The 15,686-nt window shown below is 46.0% G+C and carries 17 protein-coding genes; 5 read left to right on the top strand and 12 right to left on the bottom strand.

The window, feature by feature from the left end:
* The first annotated feature begins 8 nt into the window (after window positions 1-8).
* Window positions 9-1,097, top strand: a complete 1,089-nt coding sequence (locus tag ABXT60_RS01500) for a sensor histidine kinase (RefSeq protein ID WP_443631020.1) — start codon at window positions 9-11, stop codon at window positions 1,095-1,097.
* Entirely contained in the window at window positions 1,094-1,990 is an 897-nt protein-coding gene (locus ABXT60_RS01495; protein ID WP_443631019.1) for an HD-GYP domain-containing protein, read from the top strand. Before ABXT60_RS01500 ends, ABXT60_RS01495 begins: the two co-directional genes overlap by 4 nt.
* Here ABXT60_RS01495 and ABXT60_RS01490 read toward each other — a convergent pair.
* The 7 genes from ABXT60_RS01490 to ABXT60_RS01460 all read right to left on the bottom strand — a co-directional run bounded on the left by ABXT60_RS01490 (window position 1,963) and on the right by ABXT60_RS01460 (window position 7,769).
* The gene (locus tag ABXT60_RS01490; protein ID WP_443631018.1) at window positions 1,963-3,348 is read right to left on the bottom strand and encodes an FAD/NAD(P)-dependent oxidoreductase; all 1,386 of its coding nucleotides are present in this window, start codon (window positions 3,346-3,348) and stop codon (window positions 1,963-1,965) included. The two genes, ABXT60_RS01495 and ABXT60_RS01490, sit on opposite strands and share 28 nt — an antisense overlap.
* The gene (locus ABXT60_RS01485; RefSeq protein ID WP_443631017.1) at window positions 3,345-3,644 is read right to left on the bottom strand and encodes a (2Fe-2S)-binding protein; all 300 of its coding nucleotides are present in this window, start codon (window positions 3,642-3,644) and stop codon (window positions 3,345-3,347) included. The genes ABXT60_RS01490 and ABXT60_RS01485 overlap by 4 nt, the downstream gene beginning before the upstream one ends.
* Window positions 3,625-4,752, bottom strand: coding sequence for an NAD(P)/FAD-dependent oxidoreductase (locus ABXT60_RS01480; RefSeq protein ID WP_443631016.1), 1,128 nt, complete (start codon window positions 4,750-4,752; stop codon window positions 3,625-3,627). The genes ABXT60_RS01485 and ABXT60_RS01480 overlap by 20 nt, the downstream gene beginning before the upstream one ends.
* Window positions 4,739-5,446, bottom strand: coding sequence for an ABC transporter permease (locus ABXT60_RS01475; protein WP_443631015.1), 708 nt, complete (start codon window positions 5,444-5,446; stop codon window positions 4,739-4,741). The genes ABXT60_RS01480 and ABXT60_RS01475 overlap by 14 nt, the downstream gene beginning before the upstream one ends.
* On the bottom strand, window positions 5,446-6,132 hold the full coding sequence (locus tag ABXT60_RS01470; protein ID WP_443631014.1) for an ABC transporter permease: 687 nt from the start codon (window positions 6,130-6,132) through the stop codon (window positions 5,446-5,448). The genes ABXT60_RS01475 and ABXT60_RS01470 overlap by 1 nt, the downstream gene beginning before the upstream one ends.
* A 63-nt stretch (window positions 6,133-6,195) precedes the next feature.
* Window positions 6,196-6,951, bottom strand: a complete 756-nt coding sequence (locus tag ABXT60_RS01465; RefSeq protein ID WP_443631013.1) for a transporter substrate-binding domain-containing protein — start codon at window positions 6,949-6,951, stop codon at window positions 6,196-6,198.
* A gap of 53 nt (window positions 6,952-7,004) precedes the next feature.
* Window positions 7,005-7,769, bottom strand: coding sequence for an ABC transporter ATP-binding protein (locus ABXT60_RS01460; protein WP_443631012.1), 765 nt, complete (start codon window positions 7,767-7,769; stop codon window positions 7,005-7,007).
* A gap of 230 nt (window positions 7,770-7,999) precedes the next feature.
* Here ABXT60_RS01460 and ABXT60_RS01455 point away from each other — a divergent pair, with 230 nt between their 5' ends.
* The gene (locus ABXT60_RS01455) at window positions 8,000-8,698 is read left to right on the top strand and encodes a YggS family pyridoxal phosphate-dependent enzyme (protein WP_443631011.1); all 699 of its coding nucleotides are present in this window, start codon (window positions 8,000-8,002) and stop codon (window positions 8,696-8,698) included.
* Window positions 8,699-8,765: 67 nt separating this feature from the next.
* A complete protein-coding gene (proC, locus tag ABXT60_RS01450; RefSeq protein ID WP_443631010.1) occupies window positions 8,766-9,593 on the top strand; it encodes a pyrroline-5-carboxylate reductase in 828 nt (275 codons plus the stop codon).
* 108 nt (window positions 9,594-9,701) lie between these two features.
* Here the strand turns inward: proC and ettA are convergent, their stop codons facing one another.
* Window positions 9,702-11,360: an energy-dependent translational throttle protein EttA gene (gene ettA / locus ABXT60_RS01445; protein ID WP_443631009.1), complete on the bottom strand. Its 1,659-nt coding sequence runs from the start codon at window positions 11,358-11,360 to the stop codon at window positions 9,702-9,704.
* Between the two features lie 172 nt (window positions 11,361-11,532).
* Here ettA and ribA point away from each other — a divergent pair, with 172 nt between their 5' ends.
* Window positions 11,533-12,123, top strand: coding sequence for a GTP cyclohydrolase II (gene ribA, locus ABXT60_RS01440; protein WP_443631008.1), 591 nt, complete (start codon window positions 11,533-11,535; stop codon window positions 12,121-12,123).
* On the opposite strand, the gene ABXT60_RS01435 is transcribed toward ribA, so the two are convergent.
* Genes ABXT60_RS01435 through ABXT60_RS01420 form a run of 4 tightly spaced genes read right to left on the bottom strand, consistent with a single transcriptional unit; the run spans window position 12,109 to window position 15,629 of the window.
* Window positions 12,109-13,893 carry a 1-deoxy-D-xylulose-5-phosphate synthase gene (locus ABXT60_RS01435; protein ID WP_443631007.1) on the bottom strand — a complete coding sequence of 595 codons (1,785 nt, stop codon included), beginning with the start codon at window positions 13,891-13,893 and terminating at the stop codon, window positions 12,109-12,111. The genes ribA and ABXT60_RS01435 overlap by 15 nt on opposite strands.
* 4 nt (window positions 13,894-13,897) lie before the next feature.
* Window positions 13,898-14,797, bottom strand: coding sequence for a farnesyl diphosphate synthase (locus ABXT60_RS01430; protein ID WP_443631006.1), 900 nt, complete (start codon window positions 14,795-14,797; stop codon window positions 13,898-13,900).
* Between the two features lie 2 nt (window positions 14,798-14,799).
* Window positions 14,800-15,045, bottom strand: a complete 246-nt coding sequence (locus ABXT60_RS01425) for an exodeoxyribonuclease VII small subunit (protein ID WP_443631005.1) — start codon at window positions 15,043-15,045, stop codon at window positions 14,800-14,802.
* A gap of 2 nt (window positions 15,046-15,047) precedes the next feature.
* Window positions 15,048-15,629, bottom strand: coding sequence for a YggT family protein (locus tag ABXT60_RS01420; protein ID WP_443631004.1), 582 nt, complete (start codon window positions 15,627-15,629; stop codon window positions 15,048-15,050).
* Window positions 15,630-15,686 lie beyond the last annotated feature (57 nt).

Here is a 15,686-nt window from a genome sequence, read left to right as displayed (position 1 = left end):
AGGATGACGTGTTAGAAAATAGTGAGGATTGGGCTACTTATAACAGCCTTATTGCCGCTGCTAAATACGATCCTACAGCCCAAAATATCCATTTTAATGAATCTGCGTTAGGTTTGCTGGCACTACCCTCCAGCATTAGTCTTGCCGAATTTATTAAGGTAGTTACGCCTGCCCTGTGGCAGCAGATTCGGCAATTAAAACATCACCAAAGTAAACTTATCGCTTGGCCAATTGCAGCCTCACAGCCAACCCATTGGTTTCTTTGGACTGCTGCACACACTAATAACAAAAGTGCTACTGTGTTCTTCCAAATTACTGACCAAACTGCACTGGGGCATACAACTAGCCACTGGCAGAACCAAGCCCACTTAGCTACTGTTGGCCAGATGATGGCTGGTATCTGCCATGAGGTTAATCAACCTCTAAATGCCATGCGACTGCGCATTTACGGCTTACAAGCAATGCATCAAGGTGGTGGCATTGATAAAATTGACGAGCATCTAAAAGCGTTAGACAAACAAGTAAGACGCTGTGCTGATACCCTGAGCAATATGCGAGACATAGTAGGTCGCAAATCTCTTAACCTTGGCACGTTTGATGCCAGTAAAAGTGTTGACCAAATTGTTAAATTACTCAAACATCAATTTAAACTTCAGCAAGTGCAACTGTCTAGCACTCCCAACACAACACACGTTAAGAGTCACTTTTTTGTATTTGGCCAAGCACAACAATTAGAACAAGTTCTCATTAACCTCATTTACAATGCTCGTGATGCACTGCTGGAACGTCCATTAATAGATGGCCCAGCTAACATCAGTATAGACCTTGCCCTAGAAAAAGATCAGGGTAGCCAAGGTGTCATTATTAATGTAGTTGACAATGGGCCAGGCATTCCATTAGCGCTTCAGGAGAAAGTATTTGATGCCTATTACACTAGCAAAACTGCACAGCAAGGAACTGGGCTAGGTTTAGCCCTATGTCGAGAATTAATGCATGATTTAGGTGGGAAGTTAACCCTGTCATCTTGCAAGGGCAAGACTGTTTTTAGCCTATGGCTGCCAGCAGTGGCAAGTGGCGATCTATTGAAGCCACAATGAACATCCTAGTGGCGGTTGATAACGAAGTAGCAGACTCATTAATTTATTGGCTCCATAGCCAAGGCCACCATACTCACACAGACTCAACAACGCTGTGCCAAAAACTGGTGCTGGATTATTCACACCTAAAACCATACCTACACACTAAGCAACCTTTACCAGGGCACTGGCCCACCCCAGAACATTGGCTATTACTAGATGCCTACCTTGAACATGCGCAACTTATATCGATTATGCATATGGGCTGCAAGCACATCAGTTTAACCCCTATACATGCGGTGCATCTTCAGCAATGGCTATACACACAGCCACAAATTATAAGCTTAGCATGTGATTGGCCAGTTAATTATGAGCCAGAGGCCGAAACAGAGCCACTGTTGCTGCCCTTCATTGGCTGCATCGCCCATAAGGTTTGGACTGACGAAGAACAACAGGTAGCTGTTAAACTAATAGCGTGGCGTAATGTTGCCCTACAATCGGCACAGTATCAGCACCTTAATGAATCTAGCAAATTAGACACCGTTGAATTTTCTCAGCTTGCTAACCACACGTTAGCTGGGCATAGCTGGCTGGAGAAGCAAGCCAACCATAAAGCCGCCTTAATAGCTCACCAACACCACGAACACTGGGATGGCACTGGTTACCCTATGGCTATTTCTGGCGAAGCCATTTGCTTTGAGGCAAGGGTAGCAAAGCTTTATGACAGCTACGTGGGGCTTAGAAAAGACAAGCCTTATGCTAAAGCTTGTGATCATCGTACCAGTGTTAAAAAACTAGCTTTTGGTGATGGTTACTTAAGCCCTAGCCACTTTGACCCGCACCTGTTAAAGCGCTTCTTAGCTGCTGAGAAGACCATTGAACTGCACTACAACTCTGTCTGCCTAGATAATTGACCTAGGTTGATAGGACTTAACGGGGGCCTTACAGTCAAGGGCTCTACCTTTGACACTGGCCGCTGCTGGGCGTGAGCTACTAAATAAGCCAAATTGAGCCCACACTGGCGTCCCTGACATGCCCCCATACCTGCTCGGGTATAAGCTTTAAGCTGATTTACACCAGCACACCCTCTGCTAGCAATAGCGGTAACAGCGCCTGCGGTTACCTGCTCACAGCGACAAATAATAGTGTCTGAGGAAGGCTCAGACAACCAGTCTGCTGGTCGGTATAGACGATCCACTAAACCCCGGGCCCAGTGTAATTGCTTAACCCTAAGGCACAGCCATAGAGTTAGTAATCTTTTTTGAAGTGACAGGGTTGCCACCCCACTATTTGCCCGAACTATGCCTGCTAGTCGGCCGTTAAATTGAGCCACATAGGCGCCTCCAATAGTGCCCGCATCTCCTGCAATTTGCAGACCAGGAACAGACGTCTGGCCAGCAACAGCCACTCGTGCCTGCCAACACTGTTGATTTTCACTCCATACCTGAGTACATCCTAGCAGCTGTCCCATTTGGGTCTCAGGAATGAGCCCCTGATGTAGCATTATCAAATTACAGTCGATGTCATACACCTTGCCTGCCACAGTGTAGCTCACCCCCGTTACACACTCTTCTCCCAACACTTCAATGCCAGACACTCCAGTAATATAGGGCGTCTTAATACGCTGCACTAAGGTTAACCAAAGGCCTTTTAATAGTTGTTTGGGTGTTGTCAAACCTGCCATCAGCCAGGGTGTGGCATACCAATAATTGGACTTAGGCGTAGTATCAAGTAGGGCAGTAATAATGACACCTGCAGCACGGTATTGCTGCGCCAAGAGCAGCAACAAAGGACCAGAACCTGCCAAAACAACTTGCTTTGGCAACAAAGCAGCAGTCTTTAGTAAAATTTGCCCTGCCCCAGCGGTCATTACTCCAGGCTTATGCCAGCCTGGTATAGCCATCGGCCTTTCCATAGCACCATTAGCCAATAATAGATGGCTAGTGACATAGGTTATTGATTCACCATGCACCAGAGCCACCACCAAAAACCCTTTTTCATGAGCCTCTATATGCCATAGTTGCGCCATAGGCTGGTAATCACAATTAGCGGCCATAAACTCTGCCAATAACGGTTTACCCACCAAATAGTCTGGGCCCAGCACTCTAGCTTGCTGAATTCCAACTTGGCCCAAATTGCGGTAAATTTGTCCACCAGCATTCTCTGCCTGATCCAAAACCAATACACACAGCCCTGCATTGCTTGCTTCTATTGCAGCAGCCATACCCGCAGGGCCCGCACCAATCACCAAATAATCATAGACCTTACTCATGGGTTTACACCTACCATTGCCGTTTCTATACACATATGCGGCATAACTTCACGTAAACAAGCCCTTTGCTTGTGCTGCCCATCAATAATTACCAGGCATTCAAAACACACTCCCATATAACAAAATGGCGCCCTGGCTTCGCTACTAACAGGGTGCTTGCGGATAGCCAGATTGCCTAAATATAACAAAGCCGCTGCTACACTGAGCCGAGCGGGTACCTGGTGTTCAACACCGTTAACCGTAATAGGGCACATGGGCGAATCTTTAAGCAAACAACTAAACAGCAAATCGGTCATTGTTCATGGCTTCTATGAGTATTTTTTGATCACGGTCCAGAGTATTTAACAACCAGCTAGAAAGTAGTCCTGCATGGGCGGCTGCAAGGCTAACCCCACTGTGGCAGCAGACACCGAAGGCCCCTTGGTACTTTGTGGAGCGTTGGTAAATAGGTGCTCCATCAGGGGACATCACCCGCAGTGCGCTCCAACTTCGAACTAAGTGTAATTTGGCTAGTTCTGGCATTATAGTCACTGCATCGTTAGCGATGGTTTGCATTATGTCAAGGCTGGACCTGTTATCTAGGCCTTTATGCTCATGAGAACCACCTATCTGAATGGTGCCCTCAGCAGTTTGACGCATCTGCGGGGACGCATAAGGAAGCTTACCAGCCTCAGCCCGTTCGGTAATAAGTATTTGGCCTTTAACAGGGGTGACTGGCAAGTGCATGGCTAGCTGCTTACCCAAGCGTTGATTGTCCAGGCCAGCACAGAGAACAATATGTTTAGCTAAAGAGCCTGCAGCATTAAAACCATGTTCTAACACCTCTATATGTTCAACTGGACAACGAGATTGATATTCTACGCCGAGTAATCGGTTAGCTTTATGCAATGCTGATAATAGATATAAAGGATTAACCTGACCATCTTGTGGGCTATAAGCAGCTCCTACAACAGCTTCACCTAGGCCTGGTTGTAAAGCCAACGCAGCGTTTCTATCAAGCAGGGTATATTGAAACCTGCCCTGAGTGTGGCGCGACATGGTCGCCATCTCTTCACGTAAAACACTAAGCTGGTGCTGGCTCAGAGCAAACTCTAAACCACCTTGCCTTTGGTAGGCTATATCAATTTGGCTTTTGTGGCTTAACTGGCGGGCAAACTCTGGCCACAAATCTGCACCTTGTAGGCTCCAATTGGCGTATGCGGGGAAGTCGTTACCTTTACCTTGCACCCAGATAAGGCCAAAATTCCCCACAGATGCTCGGTGATCTGTGTCCCCTCCATCGAGCACTAAAATGCGCAACTGGGGCTGCTTTTGTATTAGGCCATAGGCTATTGACGCGCCTACCAGACCACCACCAACAATGATCCAGTCATAGGGCGATAACTTATTATTAGCGGGGCTCATTGACAACACGTTCTTGCAAGTGTCCACTCATACGTTTTTCCCATACACGAAATAAATACACCAACGCATAGGTCATAACTAAATACATGACCGCAGCCGTAAGATAAAACTCGTAAACCGCAAATGTTTTAGAGATTAGCTGGCGAGAAATTCCAGTTAGGTCCAAAATAGTAATAGTGGACACTAGCGACGTGGCCTGTAACAAGAAAATCACTTCATTACCGTAGGCGGGTAAACCAATACGAAATGCCTTTGGCATAGTGATACGACGAAATAGTAGCAACCCTGACATGCCACAAGCCTGGCCAGCTTCTATGTCGTTACGAGGTACCGCACTTATGGCACCACGAAAAATTTCTGCAGAATAAGCTGCTGTGTTTAGTACCAAAGCTAACACACCACAGAACCAAGGATCACGAAAGAAACCCCATAGCCCTAAGTCAGTCAATTCGAGCCGGAATTGACCACTACCATAGTAAATTAAAAATATTTGCACCAACAAAGGCGTGCCTCTAAAGTAGAGGACAAAGACATAAGCTGGGGATGAAATCAGTGGGTTTTTTGCTAACCGAGCTAGGGCCAAAGGGATGGCAACAGCTAAACCAATGGCTAAACTGACCACTGTAATCCACAAGGTTACCCAAGCGCCTTGCAGCAACATGGGTAGATACTGCCATACAACAGAGAAATCCATTAGCGAGTCACTCCCTTATTAGCCCATATTTCAGCTCGTTTTTGCGCCATCATTGAAACTAGGGTAATGCCTAGATAAATAAACGAAGCTAATAAGTAAAAGGTGAAGGGTTCATGAGTGGCATTAGAAGCAATTTTAGTTTTACGCATGAGTTCATCTAACTGAATAATAGAAATAAGTGCAGTAGCTTTTATAAGCACCATCCACACATTACCTAAGCCTGGCAAAGCAAAACGCAGTGCCTGGGGTAACAAAATCCGATGAAACGTCTTCAATCGAGGCATGCCAATGGCTCTAGCCGCTTCGACTTGGCCCTTATGGATGGACTGGAAGGCCCCACGCAATACTTCTGTGGTAAAAGCACCATAAATAAAACCAATGGTAATGGTGCCCGCAACAAAAGGATTAATATCAACCCGTATGTCATAACCCATGCGCGTGGCGATGGATTGAATTAGGGTTGGTGTACCAAAGTAGACTAACAATAAAAGAATGAGTTCAGGCACACCACGAACCACAGTAGTGTAGATATTAGCTGCCAAATTAGCCCACCGATGATGGGTCAACTTGCCCCAGCTGCCCAACAATCCAAGTAGTACAGCAACCACCATAGCGCAGAGGCCGACAGCGATCGTTAGTTGTAAACCGTCAAATAAGAGCCAGCCGTAGCCATGTAAATCTAACATAAAGAAACACTGCCTAAGAGTTAAAAAAAAAGGCGGCATCAGCCGCCCTTTCAAATGGCTTAATTAGCCACCGTAAACACTAAAGCCAAACCATTTATTGCTAATAGCATCATAAGTGCCGTCAGCTAGGATTTGTTCTAGGGCTGTGTTCATACGGTCACGTAGTTCAGTATCTTCTTTACGCACACCGATACCAGCACCCAGACCAAAGTATTTAGTGTCTGAAATGTCTGCGCCAAAGAATTCACCTTTCATTCCGGCTGACTTCATCATATCGTCACCCACAATAACGTCAACGAACAACAAGTCCACACGACCTGCAGCGAAGTCTAAGTTGGCTTCTTCTTGAGCACCGTAAGTACGAATTTCTAGAATGTCACCAAACTCACCGCGTAGATAGTTTTCTTGCACTGTAGAGCTTTGCACACCCACGATCATGCCCGCAGTAGCTTCACTTGAAGAGCCAGCAGCGCGAATAAAACGGTTAGGGGTATTGTAGTACTTGTTAGTAAAACCAATTTTTTGCTGACGCTCTTGCGTGATCGACATGGACGCAAGAATAGTGTCAAACTTCTTGGCTAACAAAGCTGGGATGATGCCGTCCCAATCCGATGTGACCCATTCACAATCTGCTTTCATAGCAGCACATAGAGCATCACCCACTTCAATATCAAAACCAATCAGGTTGTTGTCACTGTCGTAGTAGTTATATGGAGGATATGCGCCTTCTGTACCCATCAAAATTGTGTCAGACGCAACAGCACCCAAAGACATCGTCAACACGCCTGTCGTTAGCGCAGCAGCAAGTAGTTTATTCATAAGAACCTCATCATTCATTTATTGTGGTTATGGTTAGCCAAAAAAGGCTAGGGTTAATAGCTCGACGCCAAAAACTGACGGCATCGTTCTGATTTTGGGTTTTTAAACACCTCGTCGGGCGTGCCTTGTTCCTCAATCATGCCTTGATGAAGGAAAACAACTTTAGAGGAAACCTCGCGCGCAAAGGTCATTTCATGGGTGACTACAATCATAGTGCGGCCTTCTGCAGCTAGCTGGCGCATGACCTTGAGCACCTCTCCCACTAGTTCCGGATCGAGTGCAGAGGTGGGCTCATCAAACAACATCACTTCCGGGTCCATAGCGAGGGCACGAGCGATGGCAGCTCGCTGTTGCTGCCCACCAGATAGGTGGTCTGGGTATTGCAGTGCCTTATCAGCAATGCCTACTTTTTCCAATAACTGCATTGCCTTAGCATGGGCTTCAGCCTTAGATTGGCCCAACACATGTATGGGGGCTTCCATAATATTTTGAAGGATAGTCATATGGCTCCAAAGATTAAAACTTTGGAATACCATGCCTAATTTAGTGCGAATACGATCAACTTGTTTTTGATCAGCAGGCAAACGGTTGCCCTTACTGTCAGTCTTCATTTCCATAAGCTCGCCATTCACCCGTACTTCGCCACTGTTAGGTGTCTCTAGCAGATTAATACAACGTAAGAATGTGCTTTTACCAGAGCCGCTAGCACCAATTAGAGAAATCACATCACCTTTATTAGCTTCTAAAGACATCCCTTTTATTACTTCGATGTTATTAAAGCTTTTGTGCAAATCTGAAATGGATAGAGCTGAAGTCATTGTGTATCCTGAACCTGTGGGCTATTGTGAAAAAACCAAACAATGACATCATATTGGCTTAAACCCTCAAGCTCAAGCAGATCCTACTCTAGACCTATAACTAGGTCGCTTTGTCTTAATTTTAAGTCCGCCTGCCGCAACTTTTACATTGAAATATGCACTATGAGGCACCCGCTATAATTGGTACCATAATAACTGTTTGTATCTTAACACCCCTATTGTAGCTACTTATGTCATATAATCCTATCGAAGAGAACATTCCCCAAGCTTTAATGCGTACTCAACAGCGGATTAATGAAGCTTGCCAAGCCTCTGACCGAAGCCCAAATGACGTCATGTTATTGGCAGTCAGTAAAACCAAACCACTAAGCCACGTTATTGCAGCTTATGATCATGGCCAACGCCATTTTGGAGAAAATTATCTACAGGATGCTTTGGATAAAATTGAGCACTGCCCACATCATAATATTGTATGGCATTTTATAGGAGCCATTCAGAGTAATAAAACAAAAACCATAGCAGCCAAGTTTGACTGGGTTCATACCTTGGATAGAGAGAAAATTGCTCTGAGGCTAAGTCAACATAGGCCAACTCATTTAGCACCTTTAAAAGTGCTCATACAAGTTAACATTAGCAACGAAGATAACAAAAGCGGTGTTGCACTGGAACAATTAGAAGCACTTGTGGAGCAAGTGTCACAATTACCTAACCTAGTGTTGTGTGGTTTAATGTGCATACCTGCTGCAGGTCAAACTGAATCTATTCAGCGCCACGCGTTCAATAAAATGGCTGCAGCAAGGGATCGACTCAACCGCAGCTACCCAAACATAAAGCAGCTTTCTATGGGTATGTCGGGCGACTTAAATAGCGCTATTGCTTGTCGCTCAACCATAGTACGTATTGGCACAGATATCTTTGGTGCCCGCTGAACACTGCACCTTAATTTATAAGCACCTATGGCAATCTAAACTAACGTATAACAACTAGGACCAAACTATGCCACAGACTCCTCACATTACCTTTATCGGCGCCGGCAACATGGCGCAAGCTATTCTTAAAGGTATGCTTGCAGCGGGATACCCGCAAAGTAAAATTTCTGCCAGTGGCCGTACGCAATCTAAATTAGACGTGTTAACAGCAGACACCGGGATTCGCACTAGCACCGATAACTTATCCCTTTGCCGCCAGGCGGATGTGATTGTTTTAGGTGTAAAACCTCACATGATGGGAGACTTGGTACAAAGCATTGCTCCTGCAGTAGATACTAGGAGACAACTGATCGTTTCAGTAGCTGCTGGCATTTTAGCCAGTAGTATAGAAACATGGCTGGGCCAAAAAGCGCCTATTGTCCGCTGTATGCCCAACACCCCATCTTTGGTAGGCCAAGGGGCTGCAGGCTTGTTCGCCACAGGAGGCGTTTCTGACGCACAAAAACAAACTGCCAGCATTATTATGCAATCAGTAGGGTTGGCATTGTGGGTAGAAACTGAAGCTGATATTGATGCCGTCACGGCTGTTTCAGGAAGCGGCCCCGCTTATTACTTCTTAATGATGGAAGCCATGATTGCAGGGGCAGAAGAGCTAGGGTTGAGCAACGAAATAGCCAAAAAATTGGTCCTTCAAACAGCTACTGGAGCTGCTGAAATGGCCCAACAAAGTAATCAAACACCAAGCCAATTGCGAGAGGCTGTCACCTCACCCAAGGGCACAACAGAACAGGCACTCAACACCTTTAATAACGGTGGTTTTAACCAACTCTGCAGCCAAGCTATGGCTGCTGCACATCACCGATCTAAGGAATTAGCGCAGCTATTTAAAGCCTAATGGCGATGCAAGAAGCGCAACCCCTAAACAGTCACAGCCATATCAAGCTCAGCCAACACATATTAGAAACTCTGGCTTGGGTTTATATGGCAGTACTAAAAAACACCTTTAAGCCAGTTTTTTATACTTCACTCGCGTAGGCTGATGATCTTTACCTGTGCGGGCTCTATAGTCTTCGGCGTATTCTGAGTAGTTGCCTTCAAAAAAAGACGCTTTCGAATCTCCTTCGTAAGCCAAAGTGTGAGTGCACACACGATCCAGGAACCAACGATCGTGAGAAATCACGATAGCAGCACCAGGAAAGGCTAATAAAGCCTCTTCTAGGGCCCGTAAAGTTTCTACGTCTAAGTCGTTCGTTGGTTCGTCGAGAAGCAACACGTTGCCACCCTGTTTTAGCAGCTTGGCAAGGTGTAGGCGGTTACGTTCACCACCAGACAAGTCTTTAACAAACTTCTGCTGATCGTTGCCTTTGAAGTTAAAGCGCCCCGCATACGCGCGTGATGGCACCTGATAGTTACCAACAGTAATAATGTCCTGCCCATCAGACAATTCTTCCCACACAGTTTTAGTACCATCTAACTCACGCGCTTGGTCTACATGGGCTAGTTCAACCGTATCTCCTATTACAATACTGCCTGAATCTGGTTGTTCGCTACCCGTAAGCATTTTGAACAAAGTTGATTTACCCGCTCCGTTACCACCAACAACGCCTACAATAGCGCCTTGGGGCATACTAAACTCCAAACCTTCGACTAACATCTTATCGCCAAAAGCTTTGCTCACGCCTGTCACATCAATCACTTTGTCACCTAAGCGTGGCCCGGGCGGAATGTAGATTTCAGACGTTTCATTTCGTTCTTGGAATTCACGTGAACTCAATTCCTCAAACCGAGCTAAACGTGCTTTAGATTTCGCCTGGCGACCTTTGGCGTTGCTGCGCACCCAATCTAATTCTGACTTCACAGCTTTTTCATGCGAGGCTTGTTGGCGGCCCTCTTGAACCAAGCGCGCTTCTTTTTGTTCTAACCAAGACGAGTAATTGCCTTCGTACGGAATACCATGGCCACGGTCTAGTTCTAAGATCCATCCCGCAGCGTTATCGAGGAAATAACGGTCGTGTGTAATAGCCACAACAGTACCATTGTAATCTACTAAAAAGCGCTCTAACCAAGCCACAGATTCCGCATCTAAGTGGTTAGTTGGCTCATCTAGTAACAGCATGTCGGGCTTGTTCAATAGCAAACGACATAACGCCACACGGCGGCGTTCACCACCTGATAGGTACTCTACTTTTTCATCCCACCCTGGCAAGCGCAGGGCTTCTGCCGCCACCTCTAAGGTGCGTTCTAGGTTGTGAGCATCGCTGGCTTGTATAACGTCTTCTAGTTTTGCTTGTTCGGCTGCAAGAGCATCGAAATCGGCATCGGGTTCTGCATAAGCTGCATATACAGCATCTAAAGCTGTTAAGGCATTTTTTGCTTCAGCAACGCCTTCCTCAACGACTTCACGCACAGTTTTGGAATCATCCAGCTTTGGCTCTTGCTCCAAGTAACCCACATTAATGCCCGGCTGTGGGCGTGCTTCACCGTTATATTCTTTGTCAACACCTGCCATTATACGCAACAAGCTAGATTTACCAGAACCATTTAAGCCAAGGACACCAATTTTGGCACCAGGAAAAAAAGACAAGGAAATGTTTTTTAGAATTTCACGCTTGGGAGGAACTACTTTTCCAACCCTATTCATCGTATATACAAACTGCGCCATGTGATTTCCTGATTAATACAAAAATAGACTTCTATTATACCCTGAGACGTCATTAAAAGGGGGAAAGCGCACCCCTTAGTATTTTGCCATCCAGTCACTTGTGATATGGTTTGCAGCCCCCACTAAAGGGGGGTACCCTGTTTTAATCACCGTTGTTGTTAAAGGAATTTCAGTGCCTACATCATATGTCGCCTCCTCATTGCTGCCCACCCCTTACGGCACTTTCAATATGCATGGTTTTGCCGATAGCGAAACTGGTAAAGAGCACCTGGCCCTGAGTATGGGCGACTTTACTGACGGTACTGCCGTGCTGACACGTTTGCACTCCGAGTGCTTAACGGGTGACGCCTTATTTAGTATGCGTTGTGACTGCGGTTATCAGCTAAAAGAAGCTTTAAAGCGCATTTCAGAAGAAGGCCGTGGGGTGATTTTGTACTTGCGCCAAGAAGGTCGTGGAATTGGGTTATTGAACAAAATCAAGGCTTACAACCTGCAAGATCAAGGAGCAGACACCGTAGAAGCTAATGAGCGCTTAGGTTTTGATGCCGACATGCGCAAGTATGATATGACCAAGGATATGCTTGACCACCTACAAATCAAGTCGGTGAAATTGATGACCAACAATCCACGAAAAATTAAAGCCCTCACCGAACTTGGCATTGTTGTAGAACAGCGCCAAGCAATAGAAGTGGGTGAAAACAGCCATAACAAAAATTACCTCGCCACCAAGGCTAGCAAGCTAGATCATTTATTCGGCCGGTAGATGAGCCTGCCAGGCGTTAATTTTTGCTGTGATAGCCTCCTTAGATAAACCTGTATTGTGCAGCACCTGTTCGCGAGTACCATGAGGTAGGGCTGCATCTTGGTGACCTAAGCACAATAATCTAACACTAGTTTTTTGCTGCACTAACCACTCACTCACAGCAGAGCCTGCACCACCAATGCAGCTATGATCTTCGATGGTGACAAAGCCGTTATGCTGCAGCAGCAGTTGTTTTAATAGCATTTCGTCTAACGGTTTCACAAAACGCATATCCACAAGCGTCGCATCAGCGGCCTCTGCCACCATTGTTAGTTTGTCTAATAAAGCCCCAAAATTGAGTATGGCAATGGCATTAGATTTACCCGACGAACGAATCACCTGGCCTCTACCTAATTCGATGGGTGCCAGCAAGGGCAGCCCCTCTATTGCTTCACCACGGGGGTAGCGCACTGCAACCGGCCCACAATAAGCATAACCAAAGTTTAGCATTGCCGTAGCTTCAGCCGCATTACTTGGAGCCATCACTACCACATTAGGCAAACAACGCAAAAAAGCCAGGTCATAAGCACCTGTATGAGTTGCTCCATCTTCACCCACAACTCCCGCTCTATCAATGGCTAATAATATATCTAAATTTTGCAACGCAATGTCGTGAATGAATTGATCATAACCACGCTGCAAAAACGTAGAATAAATGGCGACAACGGGTTTAGCACCTTCACACGCCATGCCGGCAGCTAATGTGATTGCATGCTGTTCGGCAATGGCTACATCAAACAAACGTTCAGCAAATTCTTTGGAAAAAGACTCAAGGCCGGAACCACCTAACATAGCCGGCGTAATTGCCATTAACCGGCCATCTATGCGTGCTTTCTTACAAACCCACTGACCAAACACATGAGCGTAAGTGGGAGACTTTTTGATAATTACAGGCTCAATGGGGTCAATTTTGGCCAACGCATGGTAGCCCACTGGATCACTTTCAGCTGGCCCATAGCCCTTGCCTTTTAGGGTGTTGATATGCAGCAACTTAGGCCCAGGAAGGCTTAATAACTCAGTAATGATCGACATTAATTGTGGCAAGTCGTGGCCATCCACAGGGCCCCGGTAGGTAAAGCCTAAGGCCGTAAACCACTGGGATGGCCCACCAAAACCATGGTGGTCATCCAAAAAAGTAGCTAAGCCACCTAAATTTGCATCGATGGCCATATCATTATCATTAACAATAATGAGCGCGTTAGCTTGGCAGTGGGCCATATGATTTAATGCCTCAAAGGCCATGCCAGCCGTAAGTGCTCCATCACCAATTACCGCAATATGGTGAGCTAGCGGGCTTTTGTTTGCCAAAACCATACCCAACAAAGCACTAATCGAGGTGCTGGCATGACCTACACCAAAAGTATCAAATACACTTTCATCTCGTTTAGGGAAGGGTGCTAAACCACCTGCCTGACGCATACTCAGCATGGCTTTTTTACGCCCTGTGAGCATTTTATGAGGGTAGGCCTGATGACCCACATCCCAAATTAGCCTATCGTTTGGTGTATCCAGCAAGTAGTGTAAAGCGATGGTGAGCTCTACCACCCCTAATCCAGCGCCTAAGTGGCCTCCAGTTTGGCCCACACTATATAACAAGGCCAAACGCAACTCATAGGCTAATTGAGGTAATAGTGCCGGCTTTAGCATGCGTAAGTCTGCCACACCGTCCACTTGATCAAACAAAGGTGTGGCTGGTGCTTGCCGCGGAATGTTTAGGATAACTGGGAACATGTGACTAATGCTTACGGGTAACGATGAAGTCTGCCAACCACACTAGAGGTTGTGCTGCAGCACCAAATTCTGTGACAGACGCTTTGGCCTGCTGATGTAATTCCATCAAACGCCCCTTAGCAGCGGTCATACCCAGCAACGCAGGGTAGGTAGATTTATCATTAATCATATCAGAGCCTTGCGCTTTGCCGAGAGTTGCAGTGTCACTCTCAATGTCCAATATATCATCTTGCACCTGAAAGGCTAAACCAATCGCTTGTGCATAGGTACGCAAAAAGTCAATTTGCTTAGTGCCAACATGGTTCTGTGACAGGGCACCAATTTCTACACTAGCAACAATCAAAGCCCCTGTTTTTAAACTATGCAGACGCTCCAATTGAGCCAAATTAACTGCGTCATGTGCTGCTGCCATATCGAGCATTTGCCCAGCCACCATGCCTTTAGCACCAGACGCCTGCGCCAAACATGCCACCATAGCTAAACACTGCTCCGCACTTATTTGTGGCCCATGGGCTTTGACTAGTAATTCAAAAGCCAGCGCTTGTAAGGCATCGCCAGCTAGTATTGCAGTGGCTTCGTCAAAAGCAACATGACAACTAGGTTGACCTCGGCGTAAGGCGTCATCATCCATAGCTGGAAGGTCATCATGAATCAAAGAATAGGCATGCATCGCTTCAACGGCAGCAGCCAACGGATCCAAAGCTGCAACATCATCAACGCCACACGCACGGGCAGCACCATAAACTAAGGCTGCCCTCACCCGCTTACCACCTTGCACCGCACTATAGGCCATGGCTTGAGACAAAACCACACTGGCACGGCGTTTACCAATCGCCGTATTGAGGTATTGCTCTACACGGTTTTTAGAATAGTTTAGAAAGTCGTCTAATGATTCAAAGTGCAAACTTAAGGTTCCTTACTAAAGGGCTGCTCTACAACACGGCCTTGGGCATCTTGCATCAATACATTAACCTTTTGCTCAGCTTGAGCAAGCGCAGCTTGGCAGCCCCTCGTTAATAAAATCCCACGCTCAAAGGCAGCCAAAGAATCTTCTAGGGTTAAGTCGCCCTGCTCCATTTGTTTCACCAAAGCTTCTAACTCGGCTAACGAAGCTTCAAAATTAAATACACTTTCAGTTTGATCCTTAGTCATCACTATAGCCCCAATACCAAACCACGCGGCATACCAAAGGTAGACGCAGCATTCTGAATCACCAGCATGTCCACTAAGTTAATCATAATGAAAACCAAAATAGGTGAAAAGTCTAAGCCTCCAAGGTTAGGCAACATGCGTCGCACAGGCGACATAACTGGCTCTGTAAGTTGGTGCAATAAATAGGCACCAGGGTGATTAGTTTGAGGCGCAAGCCAACTCAAAACAATACTTGCGAGTATGGCAAAGAATAATAAATCGAGCACTTGAGAAGCCAAACCAATAAGGCTCCATACCGCCAAGCTCATAGGGTTAGGTAGATCAAAACCAGCAATTAATAGTACAACAACGATTAATAATAACTGTACTAAAAAGGCTAACACTAAAGTAGCAAGGCTAAAACGTCCTGTGCGTGGCATGACTTTTTGCAAAATAGTAACGAACGGTTGTGTCATTTTCACCACTGCTTGAGCTAAGGGATTATAAAAATCAGCCTTAGCCAACTGCAACATAAAGCGAATAATAACCAGCGTTAGGTATAAGCCAAAGACTGTTTGCACTAAAAATACACCTGCATTTGACATAATGAAACAACATCCTTAATAGACTAAGATAAATTAATAAAGAAGCCTTTGGCCGCT

It is taken from the genome of Candidatus Njordibacter sp. Uisw_056 (assembly GCF_047730085.1).
In the GTDB taxonomy this organism is placed as follows: domain Bacteria; phylum Pseudomonadota; class Gammaproteobacteria; order Pseudomonadales; family Balneatricaceae; genus Njordibacter.
The sequence above is the reverse complement of the archived record's forward strand: the minus strand, read 5'-3'. Positions and strand labels throughout refer to the sequence as shown.